The sequence below is a fragment of the Ensifer sp. Root954 genome (assembly GCF_001429005.1).
Classification (GTDB): Bacteria; Pseudomonadota; Alphaproteobacteria; order Rhizobiales; family Rhizobiaceae; genus Ensifer; species Ensifer adhaerens.
Map to the genome: position 1 here is coordinate 466,977 of NZ_LMJM01000001.1, position 25,088 is coordinate 492,064.

The 25,088-nt window shown below is 63.4% G+C and carries 22 protein-coding genes; 14 read left to right on the top strand and 8 right to left on the bottom strand.

Annotation, left to right across the window (positions count from 1 at the left end; genetic code table 11):
* The first annotated feature begins 5 nt into the window (after positions 1 to 5).
* Complete coding sequence (locus ASE71_RS02055) at positions 6 to 701, top strand: type 1 glutamine amidotransferase domain-containing protein (RefSeq protein ID WP_060517861.1); 696 nt, start codon at positions 6 to 8, stop codon at positions 699 to 701.
* A gap of 241 nt (positions 702 to 942) precedes the next feature.
* On the opposite strand, the gene ASE71_RS02060 is transcribed toward ASE71_RS02055, so the two are convergent.
* Positions 943 to 1,416, bottom strand: coding sequence for a VOC family protein (locus ASE71_RS02060; RefSeq protein ID WP_060517743.1), 474 nt, complete (start codon positions 1,414 to 1,416; stop codon positions 943 to 945).
* A 251-nt stretch (positions 1,417 to 1,667) separates the two neighbouring features.
* On the opposite strand from ASE71_RS02060, the gene ASE71_RS02065 reads away from it, so the two are divergent.
* Both ASE71_RS02065 and ASE71_RS02070 read left to right on the top strand, forming a co-directional pair.
* Complete coding sequence (locus ASE71_RS02065) at positions 1,668 to 2,432, top strand: SDR family oxidoreductase (protein WP_060517741.1); 765 nt, start codon at positions 1,668 to 1,670, stop codon at positions 2,430 to 2,432.
* Positions 2,433 to 2,629: 197 nt separating this feature from the next.
* On the top strand, positions 2,630 to 3,367 hold the full coding sequence (locus tag ASE71_RS02070) for a glutathione S-transferase family protein (RefSeq protein WP_060517739.1): 738 nt from the start codon (positions 2,630 to 2,632) through the stop codon (positions 3,365 to 3,367).
* A gap of 75 nt (positions 3,368 to 3,442) precedes the next feature.
* Here the strand turns inward: ASE71_RS02070 and ASE71_RS02075 are convergent, their stop codons facing one another.
* From ASE71_RS02075 to ASE71_RS02085, 3 genes are all read right to left on the bottom strand, one after another.
* Complete coding sequence (locus tag ASE71_RS02075) at positions 3,443 to 3,820, bottom strand: hypothetical protein (protein WP_034787648.1); 378 nt, start codon at positions 3,818 to 3,820, stop codon at positions 3,443 to 3,445.
* Positions 3,821 to 3,830: 10 nt separating this feature from the next.
* Positions 3,831 to 4,745, bottom strand: a complete 915-nt coding sequence (yghU, locus tag ASE71_RS02080) for a glutathione-dependent disulfide-bond oxidoreductase (protein ID WP_060517736.1) — start codon at positions 4,743 to 4,745, stop codon at positions 3,831 to 3,833.
* Positions 4,746 to 4,873: 128 nt separating this feature from the next.
* Positions 4,874 to 5,293 (bottom strand): GNAT family N-acetyltransferase, encoded by a 420-nt coding sequence (locus tag ASE71_RS02085; protein WP_034787642.1) that lies wholly within the window; start codon positions 5,291 to 5,293, stop codon positions 4,874 to 4,876.
* Between the two features lie 239 nt (positions 5,294 to 5,532).
* Here ASE71_RS02085 and ASE71_RS02090 point away from each other — a divergent pair, with 239 nt between their 5' ends.
* A complete protein-coding gene (locus tag ASE71_RS02090; protein ID WP_210333184.1) occupies positions 5,533 to 6,501 on the top strand; it encodes a TerC family protein in 969 nt (322 codons plus the stop codon).
* Between the two features lie 136 nt (positions 6,502 to 6,637).
* Here the strand turns inward: ASE71_RS02090 and ASE71_RS02095 are convergent, their stop codons facing one another.
* The gene (locus ASE71_RS02095) at positions 6,638 to 8,053 is read right to left on the bottom strand and encodes an aldehyde dehydrogenase family protein (RefSeq protein ID WP_060517859.1); all 1,416 of its coding nucleotides are present in this window, start codon (positions 8,051 to 8,053) and stop codon (positions 6,638 to 6,640) included.
* Positions 8,054 to 8,149: 96 nt separating this feature from the next.
* Between ASE71_RS02095 and ASE71_RS02100 the strand changes: the two genes are divergently transcribed.
* The 10 genes from ASE71_RS02100 to ASE71_RS02145 all read left to right on the top strand — a co-directional run bounded on the left by ASE71_RS02100 (position 8,150) and on the right by ASE71_RS02145 (position 20,772).
* The gene (locus ASE71_RS02100) at positions 8,150 to 9,082 is read left to right on the top strand and encodes a LysR family transcriptional regulator (RefSeq protein WP_060517735.1); all 933 of its coding nucleotides are present in this window, start codon (positions 8,150 to 8,152) and stop codon (positions 9,080 to 9,082) included.
* A 125-nt stretch (positions 9,083 to 9,207) separates the two neighbouring features.
* Positions 9,208 to 9,750, top strand: a complete 543-nt coding sequence (locus tag ASE71_RS02105; protein ID WP_034787638.1) for an RNA polymerase sigma factor — start codon at positions 9,208 to 9,210, stop codon at positions 9,748 to 9,750.
* Positions 9,751 to 9,915: 165 nt separating this feature from the next.
* Entirely contained in the window at positions 9,916 to 10,914 is a 999-nt protein-coding gene (locus tag ASE71_RS02110; protein ID WP_051659105.1) for a FecR family protein, read from the top strand.
* 117 nt (positions 10,915 to 11,031) lie between these two features.
* A complete protein-coding gene (locus ASE71_RS02115) occupies positions 11,032 to 13,338 on the top strand; it encodes a TonB-dependent receptor (protein ID WP_082566290.1) in 2,307 nt (768 codons plus the stop codon).
* A 110-nt stretch (positions 13,339 to 13,448) separates the two neighbouring features.
* A complete protein-coding gene (locus ASE71_RS02120) occupies positions 13,449 to 13,739 on the top strand; it encodes a DUF2218 domain-containing protein (RefSeq protein WP_034787636.1) in 291 nt (96 codons plus the stop codon).
* Positions 13,740 to 13,841: 102 nt separating this feature from the next.
* Positions 13,842 to 15,626: an IucA/IucC family protein gene (locus ASE71_RS02125; RefSeq protein WP_060517733.1), complete on the top strand. Its 1,785-nt coding sequence runs from the start codon at positions 13,842 to 13,844 to the stop codon at positions 15,624 to 15,626.
* Entirely contained in the window at positions 15,610 to 17,346 is a 1,737-nt protein-coding gene (locus ASE71_RS02130; RefSeq protein ID WP_060517730.1) for an IucA/IucC family protein, read from the top strand. The genes ASE71_RS02125 and ASE71_RS02130 overlap by 17 nt, the downstream gene beginning before the upstream one ends.
* Positions 17,343 to 18,623 carry an AMP-binding protein gene (locus ASE71_RS02135; protein ID WP_060517729.1) on the top strand — a complete coding sequence of 427 codons (1,281 nt, stop codon included), beginning with the start codon at positions 17,343 to 17,345 and terminating at the stop codon, positions 18,621 to 18,623. Before ASE71_RS02130 ends, ASE71_RS02135 begins: the two co-directional genes overlap by 4 nt.
* The gene (locus tag ASE71_RS02140) at positions 18,620 to 19,930 is read left to right on the top strand and encodes a DUF6005 family protein (protein ID WP_060517727.1); all 1,311 of its coding nucleotides are present in this window, start codon (positions 18,620 to 18,622) and stop codon (positions 19,928 to 19,930) included. The genes ASE71_RS02135 and ASE71_RS02140 overlap by 4 nt, the downstream gene beginning before the upstream one ends.
* Positions 19,927 to 20,772 carry a sugar phosphate isomerase/epimerase family protein gene (locus ASE71_RS02145; RefSeq protein ID WP_060517725.1) on the top strand — a complete coding sequence of 282 codons (846 nt, stop codon included), beginning with the start codon at positions 19,927 to 19,929 and terminating at the stop codon, positions 20,770 to 20,772. Before ASE71_RS02140 ends, ASE71_RS02145 begins: the two co-directional genes overlap by 4 nt.
* Before the next feature lie 57 nt (positions 20,773 to 20,829).
* Here ASE71_RS02145 and ASE71_RS02150 read toward each other — a convergent pair whose 3' ends face one another.
* The 3 genes from ASE71_RS02150 to ASE71_RS02160 form a co-directional block, all read right to left on the bottom strand.
* Positions 20,830 to 22,653 (bottom strand): adenylate/guanylate cyclase domain-containing protein, encoded by a 1,824-nt coding sequence (locus tag ASE71_RS02150; RefSeq protein ID WP_162251832.1) that lies wholly within the window; start codon positions 22,651 to 22,653, stop codon positions 20,830 to 20,832.
* Between the two features lie 117 nt (positions 22,654 to 22,770).
* Positions 22,771 to 23,955 (bottom strand): glycoside hydrolase family 5 protein, encoded by a 1,185-nt coding sequence (locus tag ASE71_RS02155; protein ID WP_060517721.1) that lies wholly within the window; start codon positions 23,953 to 23,955, stop codon positions 22,771 to 22,773.
* A gap of 232 nt (positions 23,956 to 24,187) precedes the next feature.
* On the bottom strand, positions 24,188 to 24,943 hold the full coding sequence (locus ASE71_RS02160) for an alpha/beta fold hydrolase (RefSeq protein ID WP_060517720.1): 756 nt from the start codon (positions 24,941 to 24,943) through the stop codon (positions 24,188 to 24,190).
* Between the last annotated feature and the right edge of the window lie 145 nt (positions 24,944 to 25,088).

The following is a 25,088-nucleotide window of genomic DNA, read 5'->3' on the forward strand; positions in this document are numbered from 1 at the left end:
AAATGATGCCAGAGACGACATCCGTTCCGAAAAAGCCTGTGCTCTTTGTGCTCACCAGCCATGGCATCAAGGGGGAGGGCGGCCAACCCACCGGCTTCTATCTTGGAGAGGTCACCCACCCGCTTGCCGTGCTCGAGGCGGCCGGCATTGCCGTCGAGTTTGCTTCGATCAAGGGCGGCGAGCCGCCGGTCGACGGGCTCGACCTCAATGACGGGACCAATGTCCGCTACTGGAACGACGAAGGGTTCCGTGCCGCAATCCGCACGACGGTTCGGCTCGATGATATCGATCCCGACCGCTACGCGGCCATTTTCTTCGCCGGCGGTCATGGCGCCATGTGGGACCTGCCACAAAGCCGCGCCGTCGACCGGGTGACGCGTTCGGTGTTCGAGGCCGGCGGTGCTGTCGCGGCGGTCTGCCACGGACCGGCAGCCCTCGTAAACGTCAAGCTTTCCGACGGCCGCTATCTGGTTGCTGGCCGCAACGTCAGCGCCTTCACCGATTCCGAAGAGCGCGCCGTCGGCCTCGACAAGACGGTCCCGTTCCTGCTCGCAAGCACGCTTGTCGAGCGCGGTGCGACGCACCATCCGGCCGCGGACTGGACATCGAAGGTGGTTGTCGATGGCAGGCTGATCACCGGCCAGAACCCGCAGTCGGCGACTGGGGTCGGCGAGGCGCTTCGCGATATCCTGAGTGCCTGATCCCGCGTAGCCGGGCACTTGGAAAGGTTCGGCAAGTCTGTCCCGATCGTGCTGCCGGCGATGCGTCGCCGACAGCGTGAGGCGAACCGGACAGGTGGGGCGCTCGACTGCCATTGCGTTGGCCATGGCGGGAAACCGGAAAAACCGCCATGTTCACCATCCCTGTCGCGTCCGGTTGACACTGCCCGCACACCATTGGGTAAGCCGTGTCGGGCCGGAAAGTTCCGTCGGAGCGGAGGCTTCAGCCGCGCCGCGCCGCCTCGATCGCAGCGACGTCGATCTTGCCCATGGTCATCATCGCCTCGAAGGCGCGCTTTGCTTCGGCACCGCCGGCCGCCAGGGCATCGGTCAGGACCCTTGGCGTGATCTGCCAGGAAATGCCCCACTTGTCCTTGCACCAGCCGCAGGCACTCTCCTGTCCGCCATTGCCGACAATGGCGTTCCAGTAGCGGTCGGTCTCCTCCTGGTCGTCGGTGGCGATCTGGAACGAAAAGGCCTCGTTGTGCTTGAACATCGGCCCGCCGTTGAGGCCGAGGCAGGGAATTCCGGCGACCGTAAACTCCACCGTCAGCACGTCTCCCGCCTTGCCGGACGGAAAGTCGCCGGGCGCGCGATGCACGGCGCTGACCCGGCTATCGGGAAAGATCTCGGCGTAGAAGCGAGCGGCGGTCTCGGCCTCCTTGTCGTACCAGAGGCAGATCGTGTTCTTGGCCATGACGCGTCCTTTCGTTTTGAAGCCGGAGGGGCCGTTTCCTTCGCCACCTGCTCTGCGAGATAGGTCGGCGCCCCCGTTTCTCCACCCTGAAATCTTCCCGCACTTGCCTTTGCCCGGCGGAACGCGCGTCGAAGGCATGTGCGCCGGGTCGTCGCATCCGGCGCTTTCCCGTTGGAAATTCAACCGCTGATACCTAATTGTGCGGCTTCGACACGCGCGTCGGCCTTCTCTTCGCGCTTTAGGGGATGCGGATGATACAACTGAATGAAACTGTTGCGGTGGTTACGGGCGCTGGTCGCGGCCTCGGAGCGTCCCTGGCCTATGCCCTGGCAGAAGCGGGGTGCGATCTCGTGTTGTGCGGGCGCAGCCAGAGCGCTCTCAAGGACGTGGCCAAACCGATTGCCCTCAATCTCGGGCGACGGGTACAAACCGTCGCGCTCGATCTTGCGGATGCGAAAAGCGTGGCTGCGGCAGTCGAGGGCATCAAGTCCGAGAACGGACGCATCGATATCCTCGTGAACAACGGCGCCATGTGGCTCGAGGACAGTGACGAGGATCATCCTGATGACGCGGTGCTCGGCGTCGTCAACGCGGCGGTTACCGGGACCTTCCTGTTCACCCAGGGGCTGCTGCCTTTGCTCGCTCACTCGCCCCGCCCGGATATCGTCACGATCGGCTCGATCAGCGGCCTGCCTAATGCCGCACTCCAGACCGTGTCCGTGCCCTTTTATGCTGCCAAGCGGGCACAGGCCGCCCTGGCCGATGGCCTGCGCCAGAAGCTTGCCGGTACGCCCACCCGTTCGATCGTCGTCCACCCGCCATACATTGAGGACATCTCGCCGCTTGATGGCGCATGGGAGGCGGCCGGCAGTCGACGGAAGGGCGAGGCGGCGACGAACCGGGACATCGCCGAGGCAGTGCTGTTCGCGCTGACGCGGCCGCGGCATGTAACCTTGTCGATCACCGTCGATGCCGACGATGGCGGCCTCTATCCGTCTCCGGCTCGCTCCGCCTAGCGGCAAGGCCCTGCCAGGGGCCGATCTCGCACATTGCCGAACGCCCCAATGGCGTTCGGCGAAAATCAGGCATCGTTCGCCGAGATCCTTCAATCTCGATCGTCCACATATGCAGACGATAAGTCCAATTTAGGCCGACTACAGAGGCGCCGTCCACGTCGATATATCCATGACATCAACAATGGAGAAACGACATCATGCACAGTGTCTCTGAACCGATCTTCACCTCAGGCTTTCCACTCGGAAGTTCCGCCGGCCTGGTCACCGCCTTCGAATGGCTCGGCCAGCCCTATCGCCTCACCCGCGTCGACATGCTCGGGGAAATGCGCACCGACGCCTATGAGCGCTTCAACGGTCGGGTCGAAACGCCCGCTCTCGTGACCGACAAGGGCGACGTGCTGACCGAGACCATGGCGATCGCCTTATGGCTGGAGGGGCGCGATCAGGAGCGTCGCATCAGCTTCGCCCCGGGCACTTTCGAGGCGGACCGCATGCACCAGTTCATCGCCTTCCTCAACACCGGCTTCACCGGCGCGTTCTTCTCGATGTGGGTGGCGCTGGAATCCGAAGACGCCACGGAGGAATACCGCGAAACCTTGCGCGCCTTCGGCCGCGAGTTCGTCGCCAAGCGTCACAAGCAGTTGGAAGCGATGATGGGCGACAGCAATTACCTCATCGGCGACCGGCCGACGCTTGCCGATGCGGTCTTTGCCGGCGTGGCCCGCTGGGTCGATTTCCACGAGGCGATCGATCCGAAGGACTATGCGCGCAACTATCCGCGCATCCACGCGCTGCGCCAGCGCATCGAGGCCGATCCGGCCTTCCGCTTCGCAGTGGCGATCGAGGATGGCGAGCCCGTTACCGGCAGCGGTGCGATGAAGGGGCTTGTCCCGCTTGAGGATGTGTTGCGGATGACGGGCGCACTCCGCGCGTGATGTAAAAAAGTGAGGTGGCGCACCGGCAGGCGGTGCGCCACCTCAAACAGTTGGAGCGGCCAGCCGCCGCCGACATCACACCTCGAATACGTCGACGAACGATTCCGGGAAGCTTTGCCGGGCAACCTTCTCGTTGATGACGAGCAATGCTTCGTAGGACACGGGATCGAAATCCTTGTCGACCGGCAGCACCTCGCGTCCGAACAGGAGGTTCAGCCGGGCGGCATCGAGATTGCCGCGCTCGAATGGTTCCGCGCCGAAATGATGCCAGAGGGCGTGGAGGAAGGCCGCATCGATGCGGTGCGCCCCGGAGCCGGGCCGGGCATGGCGGGGCAACGCCTTGATCGGCGTTGCTCCCTTGGGGTTGGCCCGACGGATGACGAACTGGATGCCCGTGCCCGGCATGGCGTAGGGAAAACCCCGGTGTTTCGTCATATCAGCCAGCTTGGCCATTCTATTCTCCTTAGGCGGTCTGCTTCTCGACGATCTTGTCCTCAGTCTTCGTATCGAAGTCGGAAGCGTCGTGACGCTCATGCAATTGTTCGGACGGGTTGCCGCTCAAGCGGTTGACCATGCGGCCACGCTCGACGGCCGGCCGGGCGGCGATCTCGGCCGTCCAGCGCTGGACGTGCTCGTAGCTCTGAACCTCGAGGAAAGTACCGGCATCGCCATATACCTGCCCGAGCGCCAGATTGCCATACCAGGGCCAGGTGGCCATGTCGGCAATGGTGTATTCCGAGCCGGCGAGGAAGCGGTTCTCCGCGAGATGGCGATCGAGCACGTCGAGCTGGCGCTTCACCTCCATCGCGTAGCGGTCGATGGCGTATTTGATCTTCATCGGCGCATAGGCATAGAAATGGCCGAAGCCGCCGCCGAGGAACGGTGCCGAGCCCATCTGCCAGAACAGCCAGTTCAAGGTCTCTGTGCGGGCGCGAAGCTCGCTCGGCAGGAAGGCGCCGAATTTCTCGGCGAGATAGGTGAGGATCGAGGCCGATTCGAACACGCGCACCGGCGCGCCGCCGCCCTTGGGCGCATGGTCCATCAGCGCCGGGATCTTGGAGTTCGGGTTGACGTCGACGAAGCCAGAACCGAACTGGTCGCCGTCTCCGATCCGGATCGGCCAGGCATCGTATTCGGCGTCCTTATGGCCGGCCGCCAGCAGCTCTTCGAGCATGATCGTGACTTTCACGCCGTTCGGCGTCGCCAGCGAGTAAAGCTGCAACGGATGCTTGCCGACGGGCAGATCCTGATCGCGCGTCGCGCCGGCGGTCGGACGGTTAATGCTGGCAAACGCGCCGCCATTGCCCTTGTCCCAGGTCCAGACCTTGGGAACGTCATAGCCGGCGGGGAAATTGTCAGCGGGGGATTTTTCGGTCATCAAATCTGTCCTTGTCTTGGCGGAAACCTCGAACGTCGTGTTCGCTTATATAGGAAGTTTATCAAGCCACCACATCGACTTGGCTGCGAGGACGACCATGCTCAAAGGCCAGACGCTGGAGAATTTTTTTATCGAAGTTGGATGAGACCGGCATCCGTCGGCACGAAACCGCACCGGTCGACGTAGAATTCGCGCAGATGCGGGTCGAAGTCTACATGCAGCCATTCGCAGCCCGAGGCCTTGGCGTGCGTTACGGCCTCTTCGACGAGCAGCGTGGCGTAACCCTTACGCCTCAACGGTAGCGTCACCATCGTATCGAGCAGGAAAGCATGCACGCCACCGTCCCAGGCGACATTAACGAAGCCTGTCAGTGCGCCCGAGATCCGCATGGTGACCCAGCCGAGGCTGAAGCGGTTGACCTGGCTCCACCAGTCGTCATCGGTCAAGGCGTGCTCGAAGCATTCGGCGTGCAGGGTATTCAGTTCCTTGTTTTCAAATGCGCCGCGCCAGGCGAACGCGGGTACTTCAGTCGGATTCTCTACCGTCACGGTTCAACCTCAGAGTTTGCCGGGATCGATTTTGACCACCAGGGCTCGGCTGCCAGCAAGCGCGGCCGAGTTCTTGAAAAAAATCATGGGCCTCCCTTGATACCGGAAAACCGAGCTCCTATCTGCCGCCTAACCCGCTGGTCCGGGCCCCTCTGGCGAGAGCTTCGGCACTCTTGCGATGTCGGACCTTATTCCGACAACATGTGCCGATTGGGGACCCGTCTGTGGACTTTTCCTTCATGTCTGTAGTGTGGCTGGGAACGCCACTGTGGCTGTGGGCGAGCTTTTTCGCCCTCGTGATCGCTATCCTGTCGTTCGACCTTGGTATTCTCCATAAGGAGAACAAGGAGATCAACGTTGCCGAAAGCGTCAAGCTTTCCGCCTTCTATATCGCCCTCGGCCTGAGCTTCGGCGGCTTCGTCTGGTGGTATCTCGGTGCCGAGTCCGGCCTTGCCTATATGACCGGCTTCGTCGTCGAAAAGACCCTGGCGCTCGACAACGTCTTCGTCATCGCCCTCATCTTCTCCTTCTTCGCCGTCCCGCGCATCTACCAGCACCGCGTTCTCTTCTGGGGTATCCTTGGCGTTATCGTGCTGCGCGCGATCATGATCGGCGTCGGCGCGACGCTCGTCGCCGAATTCTCCTGGGTTCTCTATATTTTCGCTGCGTTCCTGGTCTTTACCGGCATCAAGATGCTGGTGATGAAGGAGGCCGAGCCCAACGTTTCGGACAACGCGCTCGTGCGCTTCATGCGCAGCCGTTTCAACGTCACCGAGGAACATCACGGCGAGCGCTTCTTCGTGAAGCTCGTCAACCCGAAGACCGGCAAGATGACCTGGTTCATCACGCCTCTTTTCATGGCGCTCGTCATGGTCGAGGTGGCCGACGTGATCTTCGCCGTCGACTCGGTTCCCGCGATCTTCGCGATCACCACGGACCCGTTCATCGTCTACACCTCGAACATCTTCGCTATCCTCGGCCTGCGCGCCCTCTACTTCGCGCTCGCTGCCATGATCCATCGCTTCCGCTACCTGAAGCCGGCGCTGGCCGTCGTCCTGATCTTCATCGGTTCGAAGATCTTCGTCGCCGATCTCCTGGGGCTAGAGAAGTTCCCCGCGGCCCTGTCGCTCGGTGTCACCTTCGCGATCATCGCTTCGGGTGTTGTCTGGAGCCTGGTCAAGACCAAGGAAGAGCAACTGCCGGCATAACGCCCGGGCTCATCCGACCGTGACGAGAAACGCGGCGGCCTTCGAAAGGGGGCCGCCGCGATCTTTTTGGCCTTGCCGAGCGTGGGGTTGACCCTCGCCCGGACGACCCGTCGGGTCGAGCCGTCCGGGCGAGGCATCACCCGATGATCGCCTTCGGTTCGAGGAAGGCGTCGAGGCCGAAGGGACCGAATTCGCGGCCGATGCCGGATTGCTTGAACCCGCCGAAGGGCGCTTGAGCGTCGGCCGGGGTTTCGTTGATCACCACGCGCCCCGCCTCCAATTGTCGGGCGATGCTGCGCATACGTTCGGCGTCGGTGCCAAGAACGTAGGACTGCAATCCGTATTCCGTGTCGTTGGCAATCGCGATCGCTTCCGCTTCCGTTTCGTAGGAAAGAACGCTGAGCACGGGGCCGAAGACTTCCTCGCGCGCAATCCGCATGTCGTTGGTCACACCGGAAAAGACGGTCGGGCGGACGAACCATCCCCGTTGCAGCCCTTCCGGCCGGCCTTCGCCGCCGACAAGAAGCGTCGCACCCTCTTCCTGCCCCAGGCGGATATAGGCCTGGACACGCTCCCACTGCCGGGCGCTCACCATCGGGCCGATGTCGGAGGCCGGATCGCTCGAAGGTCCGGGTCGCAGCGCGGAAACGGCGTGCGCAAGGCGCGATATCACCTCCGTATGTCTTCGCTTCGGAACAAGAAGCCGGGTTCCGGCGATGCAGGCCTGCCCGCTGTTGCGGAAGGCCGATGCCAGAACATGCGGGATCGCCCGGTCGAGGTCCGCGTCATCGAGCAGGATCTGCGGCCCTTTTCCGCCCAGTTCGAGCGTCACGCGCTTGAAGCTTTCCGCTGCATTGCGCAGGATCTCCCGACCGGTCGTGGTGGAGCCAGTGAAGGTGATCTTGGCGATGTCGGGATGCCGGCTGAGTTCCGCGCCGACCACGTGGCCGTAGCCGTTGACGACATTGAGGACGCCATCGGGCAGTCGCGCTTCGTGCAAGACTTCGAGCAGCACCTGGGTCTGGATAGCGCTCATCTCCGACGGCTTGATCACGATGGTCGTGCCGGCCGCGATCGCCGTGGCGAGTTTGGTGCAGATGAAGCCGATGTTGCTGTTCCAGGGTGTGATTGCCGCGGCCACGCCCACGGGTTCCATCACCACCTCCGCATTGCCGATACGACGGGTAAAGGCGTAGTCGGCCACGGTCCTTGCCGCGACGTCGAACACGTTCGCGGCGTGCGGCACGGAGAATGCGAGGAACGACTGCGGCGCGCCGTATTCGATGGTCATGGCCGCACGAAGCGCATCGGCGTTGGCGGCGACAGCCTTCGCCAGCGTTTGCAGCATGGCGATGCGTTCGGCCGGTGTCGTTTGCCGCATGGCCGGGAAGGCCCGTTTCGCGGCAGCAATGGCCGCGTGCGCATCCCGATTGTCGCCCAGCCGGACCTCGCCGATCTTTTCCTCCGTGGCGGGATTGAAAAGCGCGAAGCGCTCGTCGCCGTGAGGCGCAACGAAAGCGCCATCGACATATATCTGCTCAATGATCTTCATCGTCCGATTTCCTGTTGCGATGAAAAGGATATGCATCGGAACGATCGTCAGGATAAGATCATCAATCACAGACACTCTGATGAAGAAAATAGCGCAATGAAGGCGAGCCTGTCCGAACTGGAGGCGGTGGCGGCAATCGCGCGGCTCGGCGGCTTTCGGGCCGCTGCCCGGGAACTCGGGGTTTCGTCCTCGTCGTTGAGCCATGCGGTCCTGGCGCTGGAGGCGCGCCTCAATGTGCGCCTGTTCAACCGCACGACGCGATCGGTGGCGCTGACGACGGCAGGCGAGGCTTTCGTTGCCGAGATCCTGCCGGCTCTTGCCGCCATCGACGGCGCCGTCGAGCGGGCGACGGAGTCTCAGGCACGACCGAGCGGCATGCTGCGGCTCAACACCTCCCCGGGAGCGGCGAAGATGGTTTTGCGGCCGCTACTGATCGAGTATCTGAGGCGATATCCAGAGATGGCGCTGGAGGTTGCGACCGACAATGCGCTGGTGGATATCGTAGCGCTCGGTTTCGACGCCGGGTTTCGTCTCGCCGAGGCGGTTCCTCCGGATATGGTCGCCGTTCCGGTCGTGCCTCAGTCGCGCATGATCGTCGTGGGTTCGCCGGACTATTTTCGCGAAAGAGCGGTGCCGCTGCTGCCGGGCGATCTGAGGCAGCACGCCTGCATCCGGGCGCGCATGGCAAGCGGCAGGATCTATCACTGGGAGTTTTCCCGGCGCGGGGAAAGCGTCGAAATCGATGCGCCGGGACCGCTCATCCTCGACGACAGCGAACTCATGCTTCAGGCGGCTCTCGGCGGGGTGGGACTGGCCTATCTCTCCGATCATCACGTCCGCGACGACGTCGAGGCCGGGCGTCTGGTTCCGGTGCTGGAAGAGTGGACGCCGCCCTACGATGGGCTATGTCTCTATTTTCCTGGCCGCCGGCATGTACCGGCGAAATTGCGTGCCCTGATCGATCTGGTCCGGGAACTGCGTTCCGGCGGCCCCCGCGCGCCCGCTCACACCCCGCATCGCCAGCCTTGAAATTTTAACATGAGTATTACAGACAAGTTTATTTCTGCGTGCTAAGAGACACGGCGCTCGATTGGTCCCTTGGCCATAGATCGCCTCTCGGCAGGGGTGCGCACGCCGCGCCAAATCGAAATTATATGATCGGATCAGACACAGTGGTCGACATCGATACGCGCCATCAGGTCTATTTCGCCAACCGTACTGCCCTGGTCGCCTATGCCACGCGGATCGTCGGATCGCGGGAAACGGCCGAAGATATCGTGCAGGAGGCCTTCATTCGATTTGCGCCGGCAAACACCGGCAATCCGCCTTCTGCCGGACCGTCCGGGCTTTCGCTCGCGTATCTCTACAAGATCGTCCGCAACCTGTCCCTCGACCTCTTGAAGCGCCGCAAGATCGAAGCGCGGGAAGAGCAGAGCGAGCCGCCGTTCTGGTCGATGCCGATCGAGGTGCCGACGCCCGAGGACATCATTCTCGTCAGCGACGAAATCAGACGCATCTCCGGCATTCTCGAAGACCTTCCCGAGGAAGTGCGGGTCGCGCTCGAGATGCACCGTTTCGGCGGCTACACCCTCGAAGAGATCGCCGCCCATCTCGACATCTCCGTCGCGACGGCGCACCGCCACGTGCGCGCCGCCATGATGCGGGTTGCGACAACGCTTGCGGGTGGGGCCTCCTAGAATTTCAGGGGTCCCCGTGTGAAAAAAAATCGGGTGCTGGTCGTCTTTATGACAGAGCGAAAGTATCACGGAAGCGTCCCGCTTCCCGGTGACGCCGCTTGACGGGGTTGGGGGCTACAGAAACAAAGTGCTAGGGCGTCGAACATCCAAGCGGCAGGCAGGGCTTTGACCAAGGACAACCACATATCGGAGGCGCTGCTCGAAGAGGCCATGGATTGGTTCCTCGAGTTGAAGGCGCGCCCGAACTGTCGCGACACGCAAGCCCGGTTCCGCGCCTGGCTGGGCCAGTCGGAATTGCATGGCCAAGCCTGGCAGACGGCGTTGCGGACCTGGCAGCTGCTCGGTGAGGTGCCGCCGGTGCACGAGCATCTATGGCGTGGGGCAAGGCCGTCCGTTTTCGTCGAGCCACCGGTCCGCCAACGTCGCCGGATGGGAACGGGCGGCTTGGTCGCCGGCGTGGCGCTGGCGCTTGCTGCCTGCCTCGTCCTCTTCGTCTCCCTGCCGTCGCTTCTCGTGTGGTGGCAGGCCGATCACGTGACCGAGACGGCGCAAAACAGGACGATTACGCTTGCGGACGGGACGATCATCGAAATGGGCGGCGGCAGCGCCATCGCCACCGACATCAGCGCCGGCACCCGCCATGTCAGGCTGCTGAAGGGCGAAGCCTATTTCAACGTCGCCCGCGATCCCTCGCGTCCCTTTGTCGTCGAGGCGGGTGGCGTCGAGGTGTCCGTGCTGGGGACTGCGTTTGATGTGCAGCTGGCGAGCACGGAGACGACCGTCGAGCTGGCGCACGGCACGGTGGCCGTCTCCTATAGTGCAAACGCGCACAAGCAGAATTTCGAACTGGCCCCGGGAGAAATGGCGACGGTGAGCCATGCGACCGGCGCAGTCTTGCGAAGCGCGATCGCGGCGGATGATATCGGCGCCTGGCGAAGCGGCAGGATGTTCGTCAATGATGTCACGGTCGCCGCTGCCGCCGAGCGGCTGCAGCGCTACCATTCTGCCTGGATTTCCATTCCGCAGCCGGATCTGGCAGGGCGGCGTGTAACCGGCGTCTACGATCTGAAGGATCCGGATCGGGCGCTCCAGGCGCTGGTGCAGCCTTTCGGCGGCAAGGTACGCGAGGTGACCCCCTATGGCCGCATCCTGACGCGGTTTTAATTGGAGTAAAAAAATCAGGAAAAAATCGCGCGCCGGTGAAAAAAAATCCGGGGCCGGTCGTCTTTGGTTGGAAACGCGCGCCCGCAAGGCCGCGTGGAATGCCGAGACGGGGGTAAAATGCGTTCGCCGAAATGCCGCAAGGGACATCTGAAATTCGATACGGGACGTCGCCGTGAAAGACGGCGCCTGCTGACGACGACGGCGATCGCCGCGTTTTCCTCCCTCGCGCTGATGCCCGTTTCCACGGCCTCCGCCCAGCAGACCACGTCGCGCGTCAGCAACGCCCGCAGCTTCGACATCCCGTCGCAGCCGCTTTCCACCGCGCTCAACGCCTTCGGGCGGCAGTCCGGCCTGCAGGTGACCCTGGCGGCTTCCACCTCGCAGGGGCTTCGCTCGGCGACGGTCAGCGGAACGATGACGGCGGACCAGGCGCTTGCCCGGCTTTTGTCGGGCACCGGCATTTCCTACAGGATATCGGGCGGCACCGCGCTGGTCGGCTCGGCCGTGTCGGCGGGTGGCAGCGCTGCTGTCGCTGCGGACGGAGCAACGGTCCTCGATCCGATTTCGGCCTTCGGTGCCGGGCCGCTCGGCGCCGGCGAGATCGTCATCTCGTCGGAAGACCTGAAGCGCAAGAACCCCGCCAACATTGCCGACGTGTTTTCCGGCGAGCCCGGCATTTCGGTCGGCAGCTCGTTGCCGATGTCGCAGAAGGTCTACGTCCACGGCATCGAGGAAACCAGCCTCGCTGTCACGATGGATGGCGGCCGACAGAACAACAAGGTCTTCCACCACAACGGCACCAACCTCATTGACCCCGGCCTGCTGAAGGCCGTCAACGTCGATGCCGGCGTTGCGCCGGCCGATGCCGGTCCCGGGGCGCTTGCCGGCGCGATTGCTTACGAGACGATCGACGCGCGCGATCTGCTCGATGGCGACGGCTTCGGCGGCTTTGTCACGTCGAGCTACAATTTCAACAGCGACACGGTGACGACCGGGATCTCCGCATACGGCATGCGCGACGGGCTCGAGTTCCTCGGCTACTTCAATTTCGGCAACGGCAACGATTTCACCGCCGGCAATGGGCAGGACGTGGAAGGCACCTCGACAGACGTGTTGAGCGGGCTTGGCAAGCTTGCCTACGAGTTCGACAGCGGCGACCGTTTCGAGATCAGCCACGACCGCATTCGCGACGACGCGCCGCGTCCGTTTCGCGCTAATATCGGCTTTATCGACGGACGCCCACCATGGGAGCCGCGCGTGCGCGACTACATGCTCGACCGGCAGAACACGGTGTTTACCTATACCGACAGCACGCCGGAGGGCTGGTGGGATCCAACGCTGATGCTCGCCTACTCCAGGACGGAGGTCGAAATTCCGATCATCCTGCCGCCGCGCCTCAACATTCCGCCCTATCCCGCCACCGGCACCACGAGCAGCTTCAACGGCAAGTTCGAGAACAAGTTCTCGTTCGACATGGGTAACGTCATTGCCGGCGTTGACTTTTATGACGACAAGGCTGACCTCGACGACATGTTCGATGCCAGCACCGAGAAGGCGCGCAATGTCGGCATCTATGCCCAGGCCCGGCTCGAGCCCTGGGAGAGAACGCGCCTCTCCTTCGGTGCGCGCGGCGACACGCAGCAGTTTACCGGGACGACGGGAGAAGAGTGGAACAATTCGGGCCTCAGCGGCAACGTCTCGGGCGAGTACGACCTCATCGAGGACCTGCTGACCGCCAAGGCGGGCTATTCGCACGTCTGGGCAGGCATTCCGCTCGCCGAAAACTTCATCATGAATCCCAACTGGAACTATGGCAGCGGTCCGAAGCCGGTGACGGCGGACAACTATATCCTGGGCCTGGAGGCGAACTACAACGACTTCACCGTCGAGGGCAGCGTCTTCCAAACCGATATCGATGACGCGCGCACGCCGCGTTATGCGGTCACGCGCGGGATCGAAGCGCATGACGTCCGCTCGCGCGGCTTCGAGATCGGCGCCGGCTACAGCTGGGGCGATGGTTTTTTCAAGGTGAAATACGCCAATATCGACGTGGAGATCGACGGCAAGCCTGCCGATTCTGATCTCGGCACCTATCTGGCCGCGCCGGCCGGCCAGATCATCACGCTGCAAGCGGTCCACACGCTGACGGACTGGGGCGTCACTTTCGGGGCCGACGCGGAAATTGCGCTCGACTACGACGACGTTGCCGACGGCAGCAAGCCCTTCGAGGGCTACCAAGTCTTCAACGCCTTTGTCGAATACGTGCCGCCGGAGCGGCCGAACCTGTCGCTGCGCGCCGAACTGAAGAACATTTTCGACGAAACCTATTCGGATCGGGCGACCTACGGTCAGGAGTTCGGAACGGTGACGCCACTCTACGAGCCGGGCCGTTCCTTCATCCTGACCGCCAAGGCGACTTTCTAGGGCGTCCGCGACCGCAACGGCCGCCGCCTCCAGGTGGCCGTTGCCTCAACAAGCGGAGGCGGCCACCCAAGCGCCGCCCACGCAAGCGAAAGCCGAAACGGGAGTTCCAGATGCAAGAAGCCACCACCCATTTTGCGACGGAAGACGGCCAGAAATACCTGACGCAGCTCTGCAAGCATTTCGCCCACAAGGTCGACGTCGAACAGGAGGGCCCGCGCGCCGAGCTCAGGTTTTCCTGCGGCACCGGCTACCTCCATGCCACATCAGAAGGCTTGAGCATCCGCGCCCGCTCACCCGATGACGCCAACCTTGCGGACACGAAATCGGTGATCGAAAGCCATCTTCTGCGCTTCGCGTTCCGGGAAGAGCCCGATCCGCTTGCCTGGCAGCCCGCCGGCTAAGCGAACCGCTCGCAAGCTAGTTCCGACAAGAAAATTCAATGTGTTGGTCGAAAGCGCCCAACGCAATTGCGCGGCTATGCGTGTCGCGTGCCGAGGATCAGGATGCAATCGTCTAGGCAAATAGCAGAAATCGCCACCTTTCAAAGCTTCGCAAACTGCTACCTGCGCGAAGTCAATCCGGGCATCCGGGCCATGCATCGCGCCGCAGGCGGCGCCGTCGACTGCGTGGAATGGTCTCTGCCCAGGCAGCAGATGATCCTGCGCGCCGAGGTGACATCGCCGTCGCTCTGCGGCCCACACCATTTCGGCAGGGTCTGGGGCAGGGGCGTGTCCGACGCCACCTGGCGCCATATCGAACTGATTTCGGCGCTCCATATCCTGGTGCACGAATGCTACCGCCAGGTCGACGAGGCCAAGGCCGACGTTTTGCGCGGCTTCGAGCTCGAACTCTTGATGCGCGTGCTCGAAAGTTACCAGCAAACGGCACTCTATATCGACAGGGCCGCGCCGGAGCCGGCGGACGGCGGTCATTTCATCGAAGCGGAGCAGTCGCTCGTCTTCGGCCATTGGCAGCACCCGACGCCGAAGAGCCGCCAGGGCATGACCTATTGGCAGCAGGAGAGCTACGCGCCGGAACTGCGCGGCCAGTTCAGGCTGCACTACTTCGCGGCAAAACGCGGCGACATCAGGCACGATTGCGCGCGCGCGGTTGCAGCGCCCGAGATCGTGCGGTCCCTCGTCGGGTCGGATGCTAACGGCATCGCGCTCGGAGACGACGAGTATCTGTTGCCGATGCATCCGCTTCAGGCTGAAGCCCTGCTGCTTGATCCCGATATCCGCGGCATGCTGGGGGAGGGGCGGCTGCGGCATCTCGGCCCCGCCGGCCCGGCCTTTACCGCGACCTCGTCGGTGCGCACGGTTTACGGCGCCGATGCCGGCTGGATGCTTAAATTTTCCCTGCCCGTGCGCATCACCAACTCTGTGCGTCTCAATCGTCGTCAGGAGCTCGAAGCGGGTGTCGCAATGGCGAAGCTGATCGACCGGATCGGTTTTGCCGAACGCTCGCGAAACTTCCGCATCATTCAAGACCCCGCCTATATCACGCTCGAGCTGCCCGGACGCAGCGAGAGCGGCTTTGAAGTCATCCTGCGGGAGAACCCATTTGCGGACGGCGGTGGGCGGGGCGTCGTCACCGTCGCGGCCCTGACGGCCGATCCGCTACCGGGGCAGGTTTCGCGCCTCGAACGGCTGGTTCGGACGGTCGCCGCCCGTACGGGCGAGAGCCTGCTCGATGCGACGCACCTCTGGTTTCGCCGGTATCTCGATTGCGCCGTCGAGCCGCTGATCCGCCTCTATGACGATTATGGTATAGCGCTCGAAGCCCACCAGCAAAACAGCCTGCTGGACGTCGGCACCGGCTATCCGTCCGTCAGCTACTATCGGGACAATCAGGGCTTCTATCTCTCGGAGCGGTACCGCAGCCTGATTGCCGGCCATGTGCCCGAGACGCAAACGATCGCGTCCCTCTATTTTGCCGAGAGCGAGATTCGGGATCGCTTCGCCTATTACCTGATCGTCAATCAGGTCTTCTCGGTGATAAGCCGCATGGGCCATGACGGGCTCTGCGATGAGAGCCTGCTCCTGCGCGAACTGCGCGGGCATCTCGAGCGCTATGCCAGCCGAATGAGTGGCGCCGGGCGTGACTTTGCCCGTCACGTGCTCGACCTGCCGACGATCGTCTCCAAGGCCAACCTGACGACGCGTCTCTACGACGTCGACGAACTGCAATCCAGCAACGCGCCGTCCCTCTATCGCCCCGTGCCGAACCCGCTGAGGGCGCCGGCTGTTCTGACTGCGCCGAGGACCGACCATGCCATTGCCTCTTGATCTCAAGGGCCGCCCGGACGAGCGGGTGCTTCGCCAGCTCGTTGCCGCGCTGCTGTTCGAAGGTATCGTTGAGGCCAGCGAGCACACGGATGGGGATGTCACCACCTTCCACGGGTCGATCGGCGGCCGGCAGTTCCGCTGCCACGGCGCTATCGGCCCCTTTGGCCGGCTGCGGCTGGCTGCCGGATCGGTAGAGATGCGCGATGATGCGGACGGCTGGGTCGTGCCGCCGCTGGCGCAGCTGGTATCCGTCCTGCCGGGCAGCGGACCGACGCGCGGAAAGCTGCTCAACGAACTCACGCAGACGATCGCCTTCAGCGCCTGGAACGAGCGTCAGGTACCGGCGCGGCTGCGCCGCGCTTTGTCATTTGCGGAGTTGGAGGGAGCGCTTGAGGAGGGCCATCCCTATCATCCCTGCTACAAGGCGCGTACCGGCTTTTCCGTCGCCGACCATGCAGCCTATGGGCCCGAAATGGGAGGAGCGTTCCAGCTCGTCTGGCTTCTGGTGGCGCGCAAGCATCTTCGCTGCGCGATCCCTGGTGACGAGGATGCCTTCTGGGAAGCGGAACTGGGGGAGGAAACCTGGTCCGAACTCCGGGCGAAGCGGCAGGAGCGCGGTGTTTCGCCTGATGCGTTCGGTCTCGTACCGCTACATCCCTGGCAATGGCGCGAACTCAATGAGAGACAGCTTTCTGGCTGGATCGCCGCGGGCGAAGCCCTTTGCCTCGGCCCGGCGGGGGACCGATACACGGCGACGCAGTCGGTCCGATCCCTGTTGAACCGGGACCGACCGTTGGCCGCGAGCGTCAAGCTGCCGCTCAACATCGTCAACACCTCGTCGCGCCGTACCCTTGAGCCGCATTCGGTCTGCACGGCGCCGGTGATCTCGCGCTGGATCGCCGAGATGGTTGCCGGAGATCCGGCCTTTCGCGACCGTTATCCGCTCACCGTCCTGCAGGAATATGCCGGCATCATAGCCGACAGCGACGGCCCTTTGGCCGGACAGGTCGCAGCCATCTGGCGCGAGAACGCGGAAGCGACGCTTGGCTCCGGCGAGGCCGTCATTCCCTTCAACGCGCTGATGATGGTCGAAGCGGACGGGCGTGCCTTCGCCGACGACTGGATCCAGCGCTTCGGCTTGATGCCCTGGATCAACCGCCTGATTGAAGTCGCGGTCCTGCCTGTCTGGCACCTGCTGGTGCACCATGGGCTTGCGGTAGAAGCGCACGGGCAGAACATGCTGCTCGTCCATCGCGATGGCTGGCCGGCCCGGCTGATCCTGCGCGATTTTCACGAGAGCATCGAGTTTTCGCCGGGCTTTCTGCGCGCGCCGGAAAAGGCGCCGGATTTCCTGTCGCTCGAGCCGATCTACCGGGAGGCGGAGCCCGACCAGTTCTATTGGACGGACAACCTGGATTCGCTGCGCGAATTGGTGATGGACACGCTGTTCGTCTACAATTTGAGTGAGATCTCCCACCTTCTCGACCACTGCTACGACCTGCCAGAAACGCTCTTCTGGCAGCGCGTTCAAACCGTGCTTGCCGCCTACGAGGCGGAGCACGGCGCGACGGAGCGGCTGGCGCAGCTCGGCTGCAACCAGCCCCGCATCCTGACCGAATCCCTGATGACGAGGAAGCTGCTCGCGCTCAAGCCGGAATACCACCACGAGGTGGCAAACGCCTTGGCCGCAAGGATGCTTCAACGAAGGAGAAAGCCATGATCCGTATCGATGACAGGCTCTATGACGAGGCCTATTTCAGCGCCAGATCGGCCGAACTCGCAGCCGAGATCGGCCTTGGCGCACAGGACACCGGCCGCTACGCCGTCTGCTTCTCGGAGACGGTCGATTGGCTGGCTCTGTTCTTTGCCATCCGCAAGGCGGGCGCGAGCGTGCTGCCGATCCATCCGGGCACACCCTATCCGGCCGCGCGCAAGCTCGCGATCGGCGCCGGCTGCGACCGGCTGTTCTACAACAGCCTGACGGCCGAAGTTCTCGAACCATCCGACCTGCTTTCGGCTGAGGGCACGCTGTTGCAGATGAGCTCCGGAACGACGGGCGCGCCGAAATGCGTGGCGCGCAACTGGACGGAAATCGATGCCGAGATCGAAAGCTATGTCGCCACCTTCCGCGAACCGGAGGACATGACGCCGGTCGTCGCCTGCCCGACCACCCATTCCTACGGGCTGATCTGCGGCATCCTGGTGGCGCTGAAGCGTGGGCAGACGCCGGTCATCGTCAACACCGCGAACCCGAAATATCTCCTGAAGGTGCTGCGCGAGATCGAACGGCCGCTGCTCTATTCCTCGCCGGCGATCCTGCACACGCTGGCGCGGCTGACGCCCGCGGGCGAACAGATCCACGCGACGATGACGTCGGGCACGCTGCTTCCCGATCCGTGGTTTGCCGACATTCGCACCAAGAGCCGGTTCATGTTCCAGCAATATGGCTGCTCGGAATCCGGCTGCATCGCCATCAATCCGGATGTGACTTCCGCCGGTGACATGGGCTTCGTCCTGCCGCATCTGATCGCCGCCACCGGCAACAGCGCCGAGGACGCGGGTGAGATCGTCGTTAGCAACGGCGACGGCGCGCCGATCCACACGCGTGACCTCGGCTACCGGCGCGCCGACGGCATGCTGGTCTTCGTTTCCCGCCTGGACGACATGATCAACGTCTCCGGCCTCAACGTCTATCCGAAGGACGTGGAGGATGCCGTCATGGCGATGCCGGCGATCACCGACGCCGTGGCCTTCCGCAAGGCCGATCGTTTTGCCGGCGAGCGCGTGGCGCTGCTCTTTAGCGCCGAGGCGCCGGTGGCGCCGCAGGCCGTGCGCGAATGGTGCAGCCGACACCTCGCATCTCACCAGTTGCCGATGGAAATCCTGCAGATCGATGCAGTTCCGCGCCAGGCGAACGGCAAAATCAGCCGCCGCGATGTCGCGGCCCGTCATCTGGCAGGCGAATTCAACAAACCGATTGCGGGAGCCGCATCATGACCGAAAGCGAAGTTCTGGCGGCGATCGAGGCCGTCCTGACCGACAAAATGGCGCATGGACATATGGACGGCTTCGGCCTCGATGCCCGTCTCAACGAAGATCTCTATCTCGACTCCGTGCTGATCCTCGAAATCTTCCTCAATCTCGAGCTCGAATACGGGTTGTCGGTGCCGGAAGAGGCGATCGCAAAACAGGAGATCGAAACGGTCGCCGATCTCGTCGCGCTCTATGTGCCGAAGCCGACCGCCGCCATCGTGCCCGCCTTTCCGCTCACCGGCGGGACGACCGACGAGGGGGTGCACGGCGAGGCCTATTACGACATCAAGGTCCATTGCTTCGTCAGTTGCGTCTCGGACGGCCTGAAGCGAAACGGGCTCGATCAGCGGCCGTTCTATTTCGGTGTCTGGGACGCGAAGTTCGCGGTCAGCGAGCGTTTCGAGCTTCTCTATCATGCGCCCGATATCACCCAGGAATTCTTCCGTGGCTGGTTCGAGCGGCTTTACGGCGTTTCCGTTGTCGAGTGGTACGATCCGCAGCGCACCAAGCTCGACAACCTCGCAGTGCTGCTCGGGCTGATGAAACAGCGCGGCGAAACCGGCTCGGTCATGGTCATGCTCGACATGTTCCACCTGCCGGAGCGGGAGAACAAGTTCAACCAGAACCCCTTCCCGCACTATCTGATGCTGCAGGAAACGGCCGATCCCGACACATGGTTCGTGCACGATCCCGACTATCGCTGGGAGGGCGAGATTGCCCGCGAGAAGGTCGTTCACGCCATCATGCAGCCGACTGTCGGCGGCGGTTATGTCTTCGACAATGCCGAGGCGCGCGCGCCGTTTGCCGAAGATCTGAGGGCCTATTTCGAGGCCTGCTTCGTCCGGGACCGCAATCCGCTGGTCGATGCCGTCAGAGCGATAGTCGCCGCGCATCTCGACGGGACGAACGGTGTCGCACTCACTGATCTCGGCGCCGCGGTGCGGGAACTGCCTGTTATCACCATCCGAAAATACGCCTATGAGCACGGCTTTGCCTTCTACTGGCGGGCGCTGAAGTTGCCGGCCGCCGAGTTCGAGGGCTGGTGCGGGGAGATCGAGGCGCTGGTTCAGTCGCTGAAGACGCTGCACTACGCCTGCATGAAGCTCGCCCAGACAGGCGATCGCTCGCTGTTGGGCGCCGTCATCGAGCGTCTCGACGAAGCCGACCGGCTGGAGACGAAGCTGAAGGTCAAGCTCGCAGAGGTCTTCGATCTCTGGTGCGATCTTGCCATCCCCCAGGAAATCCGTCCCTTGAAGAGAATTGCGCGATGAGAGTTTCGCTCTGCACCATCACTTTCCGCCACCATCTGATCTCGCTCGACGAGATCGCCGCCTGGGCCGAGGCCAACGACTTCCAGGGTATCGAACTCTGGGGCGCGCATGCGCGCAACCTCTCGCCGCGCGCGGATCGCAACGCCGAATGGCTCGACGGCTACGGCCTCTCGGTGCCGATGATCAGCGATTACCTGCCGCTCGACGGTGACGTGGAAGCGCTGCGGCACAAGGCGGTCGAGCTTTGCCGACTGGCGCGCCGGTGGCGCACCCGCAAGATCCGCACCTTCGCGGGAAGCCGTGGCAGCCTTGACGTCAGTGCTGACGAGCGGCGGGAGATTGTCGAGCGCCTGAAGGAGATCTGCACCATTACCGCGAGCTACGGCATCCAGCTGCTTGTCGAAACGCATCCGAAGACGCTCGCCGACACGGCGGCCTCGACGATGCGGCTCATCGACGAGGTGGACCATCCCTCCTTCGCCATCAATTTCGACACGCTGCATATTTGGGAAGGCGGCGACGACCCGGTTGCGGTCCACCGGTCGATGAAGCCGCATATCCGGCACTATCACTTGAAGAACATCGTCGACCGCGCCGACCTCACCGTGTTCGAGCCGGCCAATGTCTATGCCGCCGCCGGCAGCCGGCGGGGCATGACGCCGCTGTTCGAAGGCGCCGTCGACTACGACCGTTTCCTCTCGGAAATTGCAGGTGACCCGCAGGCCGATGCGTCGCTGGAATGGTTCGGCAACGATTGCTTCGAGACCCTGCGTCGCGATCGCAGGCAGGTCCGCGAGGCGGTTGACGGGACCGAGCCGAACCGCCGGGCCGCCGGCCAATAGGCGTTACGCATCATGATGGCCCGGACGTCTGCGCGCCGGCTCGTGTCGGCTCGGGGCCTATTGTGTCTGAAGCCTGTAGATCTCGGTCTCTTCGCTTCGGCCGGCCAGACAATGTTTGCCGAGCTGGGCGAGATCGGAGCGATCGTCATCAGCCACCAGACCGAAGGTTTCGCCGCTCAGGAGGATCATTACCTCTTCACTTGGCGCGATCGATTTGCCGAGCTGCTCCAGCCGGTTGCAGGCGTTCACCGTGTCGCCGACGATCGTATAGGCCGACCGACCGGTCATGCCGATATTGCCGGCAACGACCGACCCGGAATGGATGCCGATGCGCACCCTGAGGGGCGGCAGGCCCTTTAGGCGTCGCTCGGCGTTGTCGCTGGCGATCGATTTGGCGATCGCCCGCGCTGCCCGGATTGCCCGATCTGCATGGTCCATTTGCGCGTCGGGTGCGCCCCAGAAGGCCATGACGCAATCACCGATGAACTTGTCGATGGTGCCGCCTTCGCTTTCGATGCAGTGGCCGAGCAGGTCGAAGTGGCTGTTGAGCAGTGCCGCCACGTCGCCGGCGCTGGTCTTTTCTGCCGTCGCGGTGAAATCGACCACATCGGTGAACATGATGGTGACGGTGCGCTGGGTGGATGCCAGGTCCTCACGACCGATCAAGTGGCGCACGAGCTTCTTCGGCACATAGGTCTCAAGCCAGCGCAGCCCAGTCAGCATCGTGTTGTAGGCCTTAGCCTGCTCATCGAGTTCGGTGAAGAGGCTGCCGGGAAGCGGCCGCAGAGCGGCAAAATCGAGCATGCCGACGGCACGGACCTCACGCGCCATGCTGGTGACCGGGCGAACGATCAGGCGACCGACAACCCACGCGATGACGATCGCGACGAACAGCACCGCGAGGCCGGCAATGCCGGCCCGCAGCAGGTCCCACACCGGCTTCTCGACCGCCTCGATCGGAACCTCGACACCGATAATGAGCGGAGAGGGAGCGTAGCCGCGGATCTCGCGCGTCAGGACGACCCGTCCGTCGTCCCCGAGCTTGACCGCGCGTATCTCCATGTCCGAATCGTCGAAGGTCTCGGCCGGTTCTTTCCACAGTGCGGCGAGAAAAGGGTCGCCCAGTTCGTCGAGCTTCGGCAACCGATGCTCCGCCGAAAGGAGCGGATGTCCCGCGGCCATCAGCGGATGGGCGAGAACCTGGTCGCGGCCGTAGAGGACGAAGGGCGTCGCCCCCGGGTTCGAGACGGCAATCTGGCGCAGGAAGTCGGACATGGTGTCGACCGTTATCGTGGCACGGAAAACGCCGGCAAATTCACCGTTGTGGTTTGCCGGTTGCTGCAAATTCGTGACTGACGTGCGTATCGCCGGATCGGGTACGAAATAGACGGGCCCCCAGTGAGGCGTGCCGCTGCGCCGCGCTTCCTCGATCTCCGCGCGCTCGTTGTCGCTCGTGACCTGGTCGGTATAGGAAAAGACACCCTTTGGACCCTGCGTAACGCCGATGATATCGCCGTTGGGCTTCACGAAAGAGAGTACTCGAACTTGCGGCGTTGCCGCCAGAGCGCCCGTCATCACGCGTTCGAACTTCGGCGAATCCTTCGGGTCGAGGCGGCCGGCACCGACCTCTCGCGCCAGAAAGGCGAGCTGATCCTCCACAGGCGAGAAGCGGCTGCCGATTTGCGTCTGCACCGCCTCCAGGCCGAGATGCGCCGATTGCACGAGCAGGTCGCGGGTCGTGCCCGCTGACATGAACCAGACGACCGAGAGGATGACGGCTGCGGTCAGGGCGACCAGGGCTGCCATCACGATCGCCAGGGTGCGCGACAGGGAGATGGTTCGGTTGGGTGTTTCGGCGTCAGTCGCCTTGGTCGTCTGCACCAGCATGCCTCATGTTGCAGCAGGTGCTCGCCATTCGCGCGGCCCCGCAAGGAATGCACCCTCTTCTAGCTGTTTTGGGCGTTTTTCCAAGCGTGCGCCGGCCTTTCCCGTTCTGCGTCAATCTGTCCCTTGCAGCCGCCGGCTGATCGGCTCGAACTCCGGGGTCGCCTTGCGCGGCGTCGTGTCGCGCTCGTTGGCCTCCATCTGCTGCCAGTATTTCCAGCCGACCTTTTTCGCGCCGAGCTCGTAGTCCATGCCGTCCCAGGCATCCTCGCGGAAACTGTAGAAGGCCCAGTGCAGACCGTCCCTGTCGAGCGTGGTCAGCACGTCCTCGAGGTAGGTCTTGCAGCCGGACCACAGGCGCATGCAGCCGAACTCGCCGGCCACCAGCCGATTGAGCGGCACGCCCTTTTCTTTTGCCCATCGCACCGGCTCTGCGAGATAGGCTTCGACCCGCGCCCTGTCCCACGTCTCTTCGCCGTCGCCGAAGGGCACCTTGCCGGGGTAGGCGTAGGGCTTGTCGCGCTTCACGTTCGGTGCGCTGGTCGCGGCATAGGGCTCATACATGTGGAAGCTGTAGAGCACCTTCTGGTCGGTGAGCGCTGCCGGCCAATAGGAAAAGGCGTCGGCGGCCGCATACCAGCCGGCATCCGCCATGATGGGCGTTGCCGGGTCGACCGCCCGGATGGCGGCGATTACCGTCTCGTAGAAGGCCCTGAGGTCCGAGGCGCTGCCCGCCTGGTCGCCGTACCAGGCTTGCATCGTCTTTCGGTCGGCATGTTCGGCAAGGCCGTTCCTCTTTTCAGGCGCCGGCTCGTTGACGATGTTGTAGGCGGCGACCGCGGGATGATCCTTCAGCGCGCGGGCCAGATCCTGCCAGAAGGCTGCTGCCTGGCCCCACCAGATCTTGTCCTGCCAGAGACGGCCGTCGAACCGGTTGCCGTTGTTCTGCGCCCAGCGCATGCCGGGCAGCGACAGCGGCGCGATGACGACCTTGAGGCCCGCCTTGTCGGCCCGGTCGAGGGTCTCCTTCAGCGTCTTGAGGTCTGCCGCCGGTATGCCTTCGTATTTGTCGGCGTCGCCGATCAGATAGTCGCGCTTGGCCGGCTCCCACTTGTCGTAGGACAGGCGCACCCAGGTGGCGCCGTAGCCGGCCAAGGCCCTGAAATAGGCGTCGTCCGGGGGCAGCCGGTTGAAGCTGTTGCCGCCATGCTGCGGCTTATCCCAGAAGGTGATGAGATCGGCGGCACTGGCGGAGCCCGCAAGGCTGCAAGCGAGGAGGGCGGAGGCAATCAGGCGCATTCGGTCGGTCCTTCTGGAGTTCTTGGCCTTCGCGGCTCTTGGTTTGGCGCGGCCAACCTACCGGCGGATCGTTTCGCTGAAGTTCCCTGGGGAACAGCGTCAGGGTTCAAAGCGAGTTTGCGAAACCCATTGGCGGTGACTGATGCCTAGCGGTTTCGTTCTTCGCGAGAAAAAGGCCTCGCAGCGGATCAGTGATCCGCTGCGAGGCCCGCTTGCCTGGATATCTTCGCGATCAGTCGGAAAGCGCTGTCGCCGCCTTCTCAATCAGTTCGGCGACGGCGGCCGGCTGGGACAGAAAGACCGCATGACTTGCCTTGACCTCGACCGTATCGCTGCCGGCACGCTTGGCCATCGTCCGCATCAAGTCCGGATGAATGGCCCGGTCTTCGGTCGCAATCAGCGCCCAGCTCTTCTTGCCCTTCCAGGCCGGTGCCGTGATCTTCGTCTCGAAGGCAGATTTTGCCGGGAAGACCTGGGAATGAGCCATGAAACGGGCTTCTACCTCGGGAACGTCGGCGGCGAAGTCCGCGGCGAAGACTTCCGGATCGAGATAGAGATATCCGTCGTCCGTTGCCGCGATGCCCTTGGTTGCAGCCGGCTTCCTGGCTGCCAGGTCAAGCAGAGTTTCGCCAGCATCCGGCTGAAAGGCTGCGACATAGACGAGGCCGGCGACGTTTTCGGAAGTCCCGGCTTCGGTGACGATCATGCCGCCATAGCTGTGGCCAACGAGGACCGATGGGCCGTCCTGCAGGTCGAGGATGCGTTTGGTTGCCGCGACATCGTCGCCAAGCGAGGTCATCGGCGGTTGGACCACCGTGACGGTGAAGCCTTTGGTGGTCAAAAGGTCGAAGACCTTGCGCCAGCTCGAGCCGTCGGCGAGTGCGCCGTGCACGATGACGACATTCTTGACGGGTTCGGCCAGGGCATGCCCAAGCGGGGCCGCCGCCAAAGCCAGGAGTGTGGCAGCCAGGATTCTCATCTTTCGCATTCTTAGGTTTCCTTTCCTTGAGAGCGGAGTGATTGTTCCCCGACAAGCGGCGCCTTCTTCGGGTGACGCTTCTGGATTTTGAGAGGCGCACGCATGCTCTGGCCGCGGGGTCCGCGGCGCATGATGGTGCGTCTTCGATAGTTCG

What these genes read in the sequence shown, in the direction of transcription:
- ASE71_RS02070 (WP_060517739.1), top strand. Translation starts at nt 2,630, where the DNA reads ATGCACAGTGTCTCTGAACCGATCTTCACCTCAGGCTTTCCACTCGGA.
- ASE71_RS02160 (WP_060517720.1), bottom strand. Translation starts at nt 24,943, where the DNA reads ATGCGAAAGATGAGAATCCTGGCTGCCACACTCCTGGCTTTGGCGGCG.
- ASE71_RS02115 (WP_082566290.1), top strand. Translation starts at nt 11,032, where the DNA reads ATGCGTTCGCCGAAATGCCGCAAGGGACATCTGAAATTCGATACGGGA.
- ASE71_RS02065 (WP_060517741.1), top strand. Translation starts at nt 1,668, where the DNA reads ATGATACAACTGAATGAAACTGTTGCGGTGGTTACGGGCGCTGGTCGC.
- ASE71_RS02055 (WP_060517861.1), top strand. Translation starts at nt 6, where the DNA reads ATGCCAGAGACGACATCCGTTCCGAAAAAGCCTGTGCTCTTTGTGCTC.
- ASE71_RS02135 (WP_060517729.1), top strand. Translation starts at nt 17,343, where the DNA reads ATGATCCGTATCGATGACAGGCTCTATGACGAGGCCTATTTCAGCGCC.
- ASE71_RS02145 (WP_060517725.1), top strand. Translation starts at nt 19,927, where the DNA reads ATGAGAGTTTCGCTCTGCACCATCACTTTCCGCCACCATCTGATCTCG.
- ASE71_RS02125 (WP_060517733.1), top strand. Translation starts at nt 13,842, where the DNA reads ATGCAATCGTCTAGGCAAATAGCAGAAATCGCCACCTTTCAAAGCTTC.
- ASE71_RS02100 (WP_060517735.1), top strand. Translation starts at nt 8,150, where the DNA reads ATGAAGGCGAGCCTGTCCGAACTGGAGGCGGTGGCGGCAATCGCGCGG.
- ASE71_RS02120 (WP_034787636.1), top strand. Translation starts at nt 13,449, where the DNA reads ATGCAAGAAGCCACCACCCATTTTGCGACGGAAGACGGCCAGAAATAC.
- ASE71_RS02095 (WP_060517859.1), bottom strand. Translation starts at nt 8,053, where the DNA reads ATGAAGATCATTGAGCAGATATATGTCGATGGCGCTTTCGTTGCGCCT.
- ASE71_RS02155 (WP_060517721.1), bottom strand. Translation starts at nt 23,955, where the DNA reads ATGCGCCTGATTGCCTCCGCCCTCCTCGCTTGCAGCCTTGCGGGCTCC.
- yghU (WP_060517736.1), bottom strand. Translation starts at nt 4,745, where the DNA reads ATGACCGAAAAATCCCCCGCTGACAATTTCCCCGCCGGCTATGACGTT.
- ASE71_RS02140 (WP_060517727.1), top strand. Translation starts at nt 18,620, where the DNA reads ATGACCGAAAGCGAAGTTCTGGCGGCGATCGAGGCCGTCCTGACCGAC.
- ASE71_RS02090 (WP_210333184.1), top strand. Translation starts at nt 5,533, where the DNA reads ATGTCTGTAGTGTGGCTGGGAACGCCACTGTGGCTGTGGGCGAGCTTT.
- ASE71_RS02130 (WP_060517730.1), top strand. Translation starts at nt 15,610, where the DNA reads ATGCCATTGCCTCTTGATCTCAAGGGCCGCCCGGACGAGCGGGTGCTT.
- ASE71_RS02105 (WP_034787638.1), top strand. Translation starts at nt 9,208, where the DNA reads ATGATCGGATCAGACACAGTGGTCGACATCGATACGCGCCATCAGGTC.
- ASE71_RS02075 (WP_034787648.1), bottom strand. Translation starts at nt 3,820, where the DNA reads ATGGCCAAGCTGGCTGATATGACGAAACACCGGGGTTTTCCCTACGCC.
- ASE71_RS02060 (WP_060517743.1), bottom strand. Translation starts at nt 1,416, where the DNA reads ATGGCCAAGAACACGATCTGCCTCTGGTACGACAAGGAGGCCGAGACC.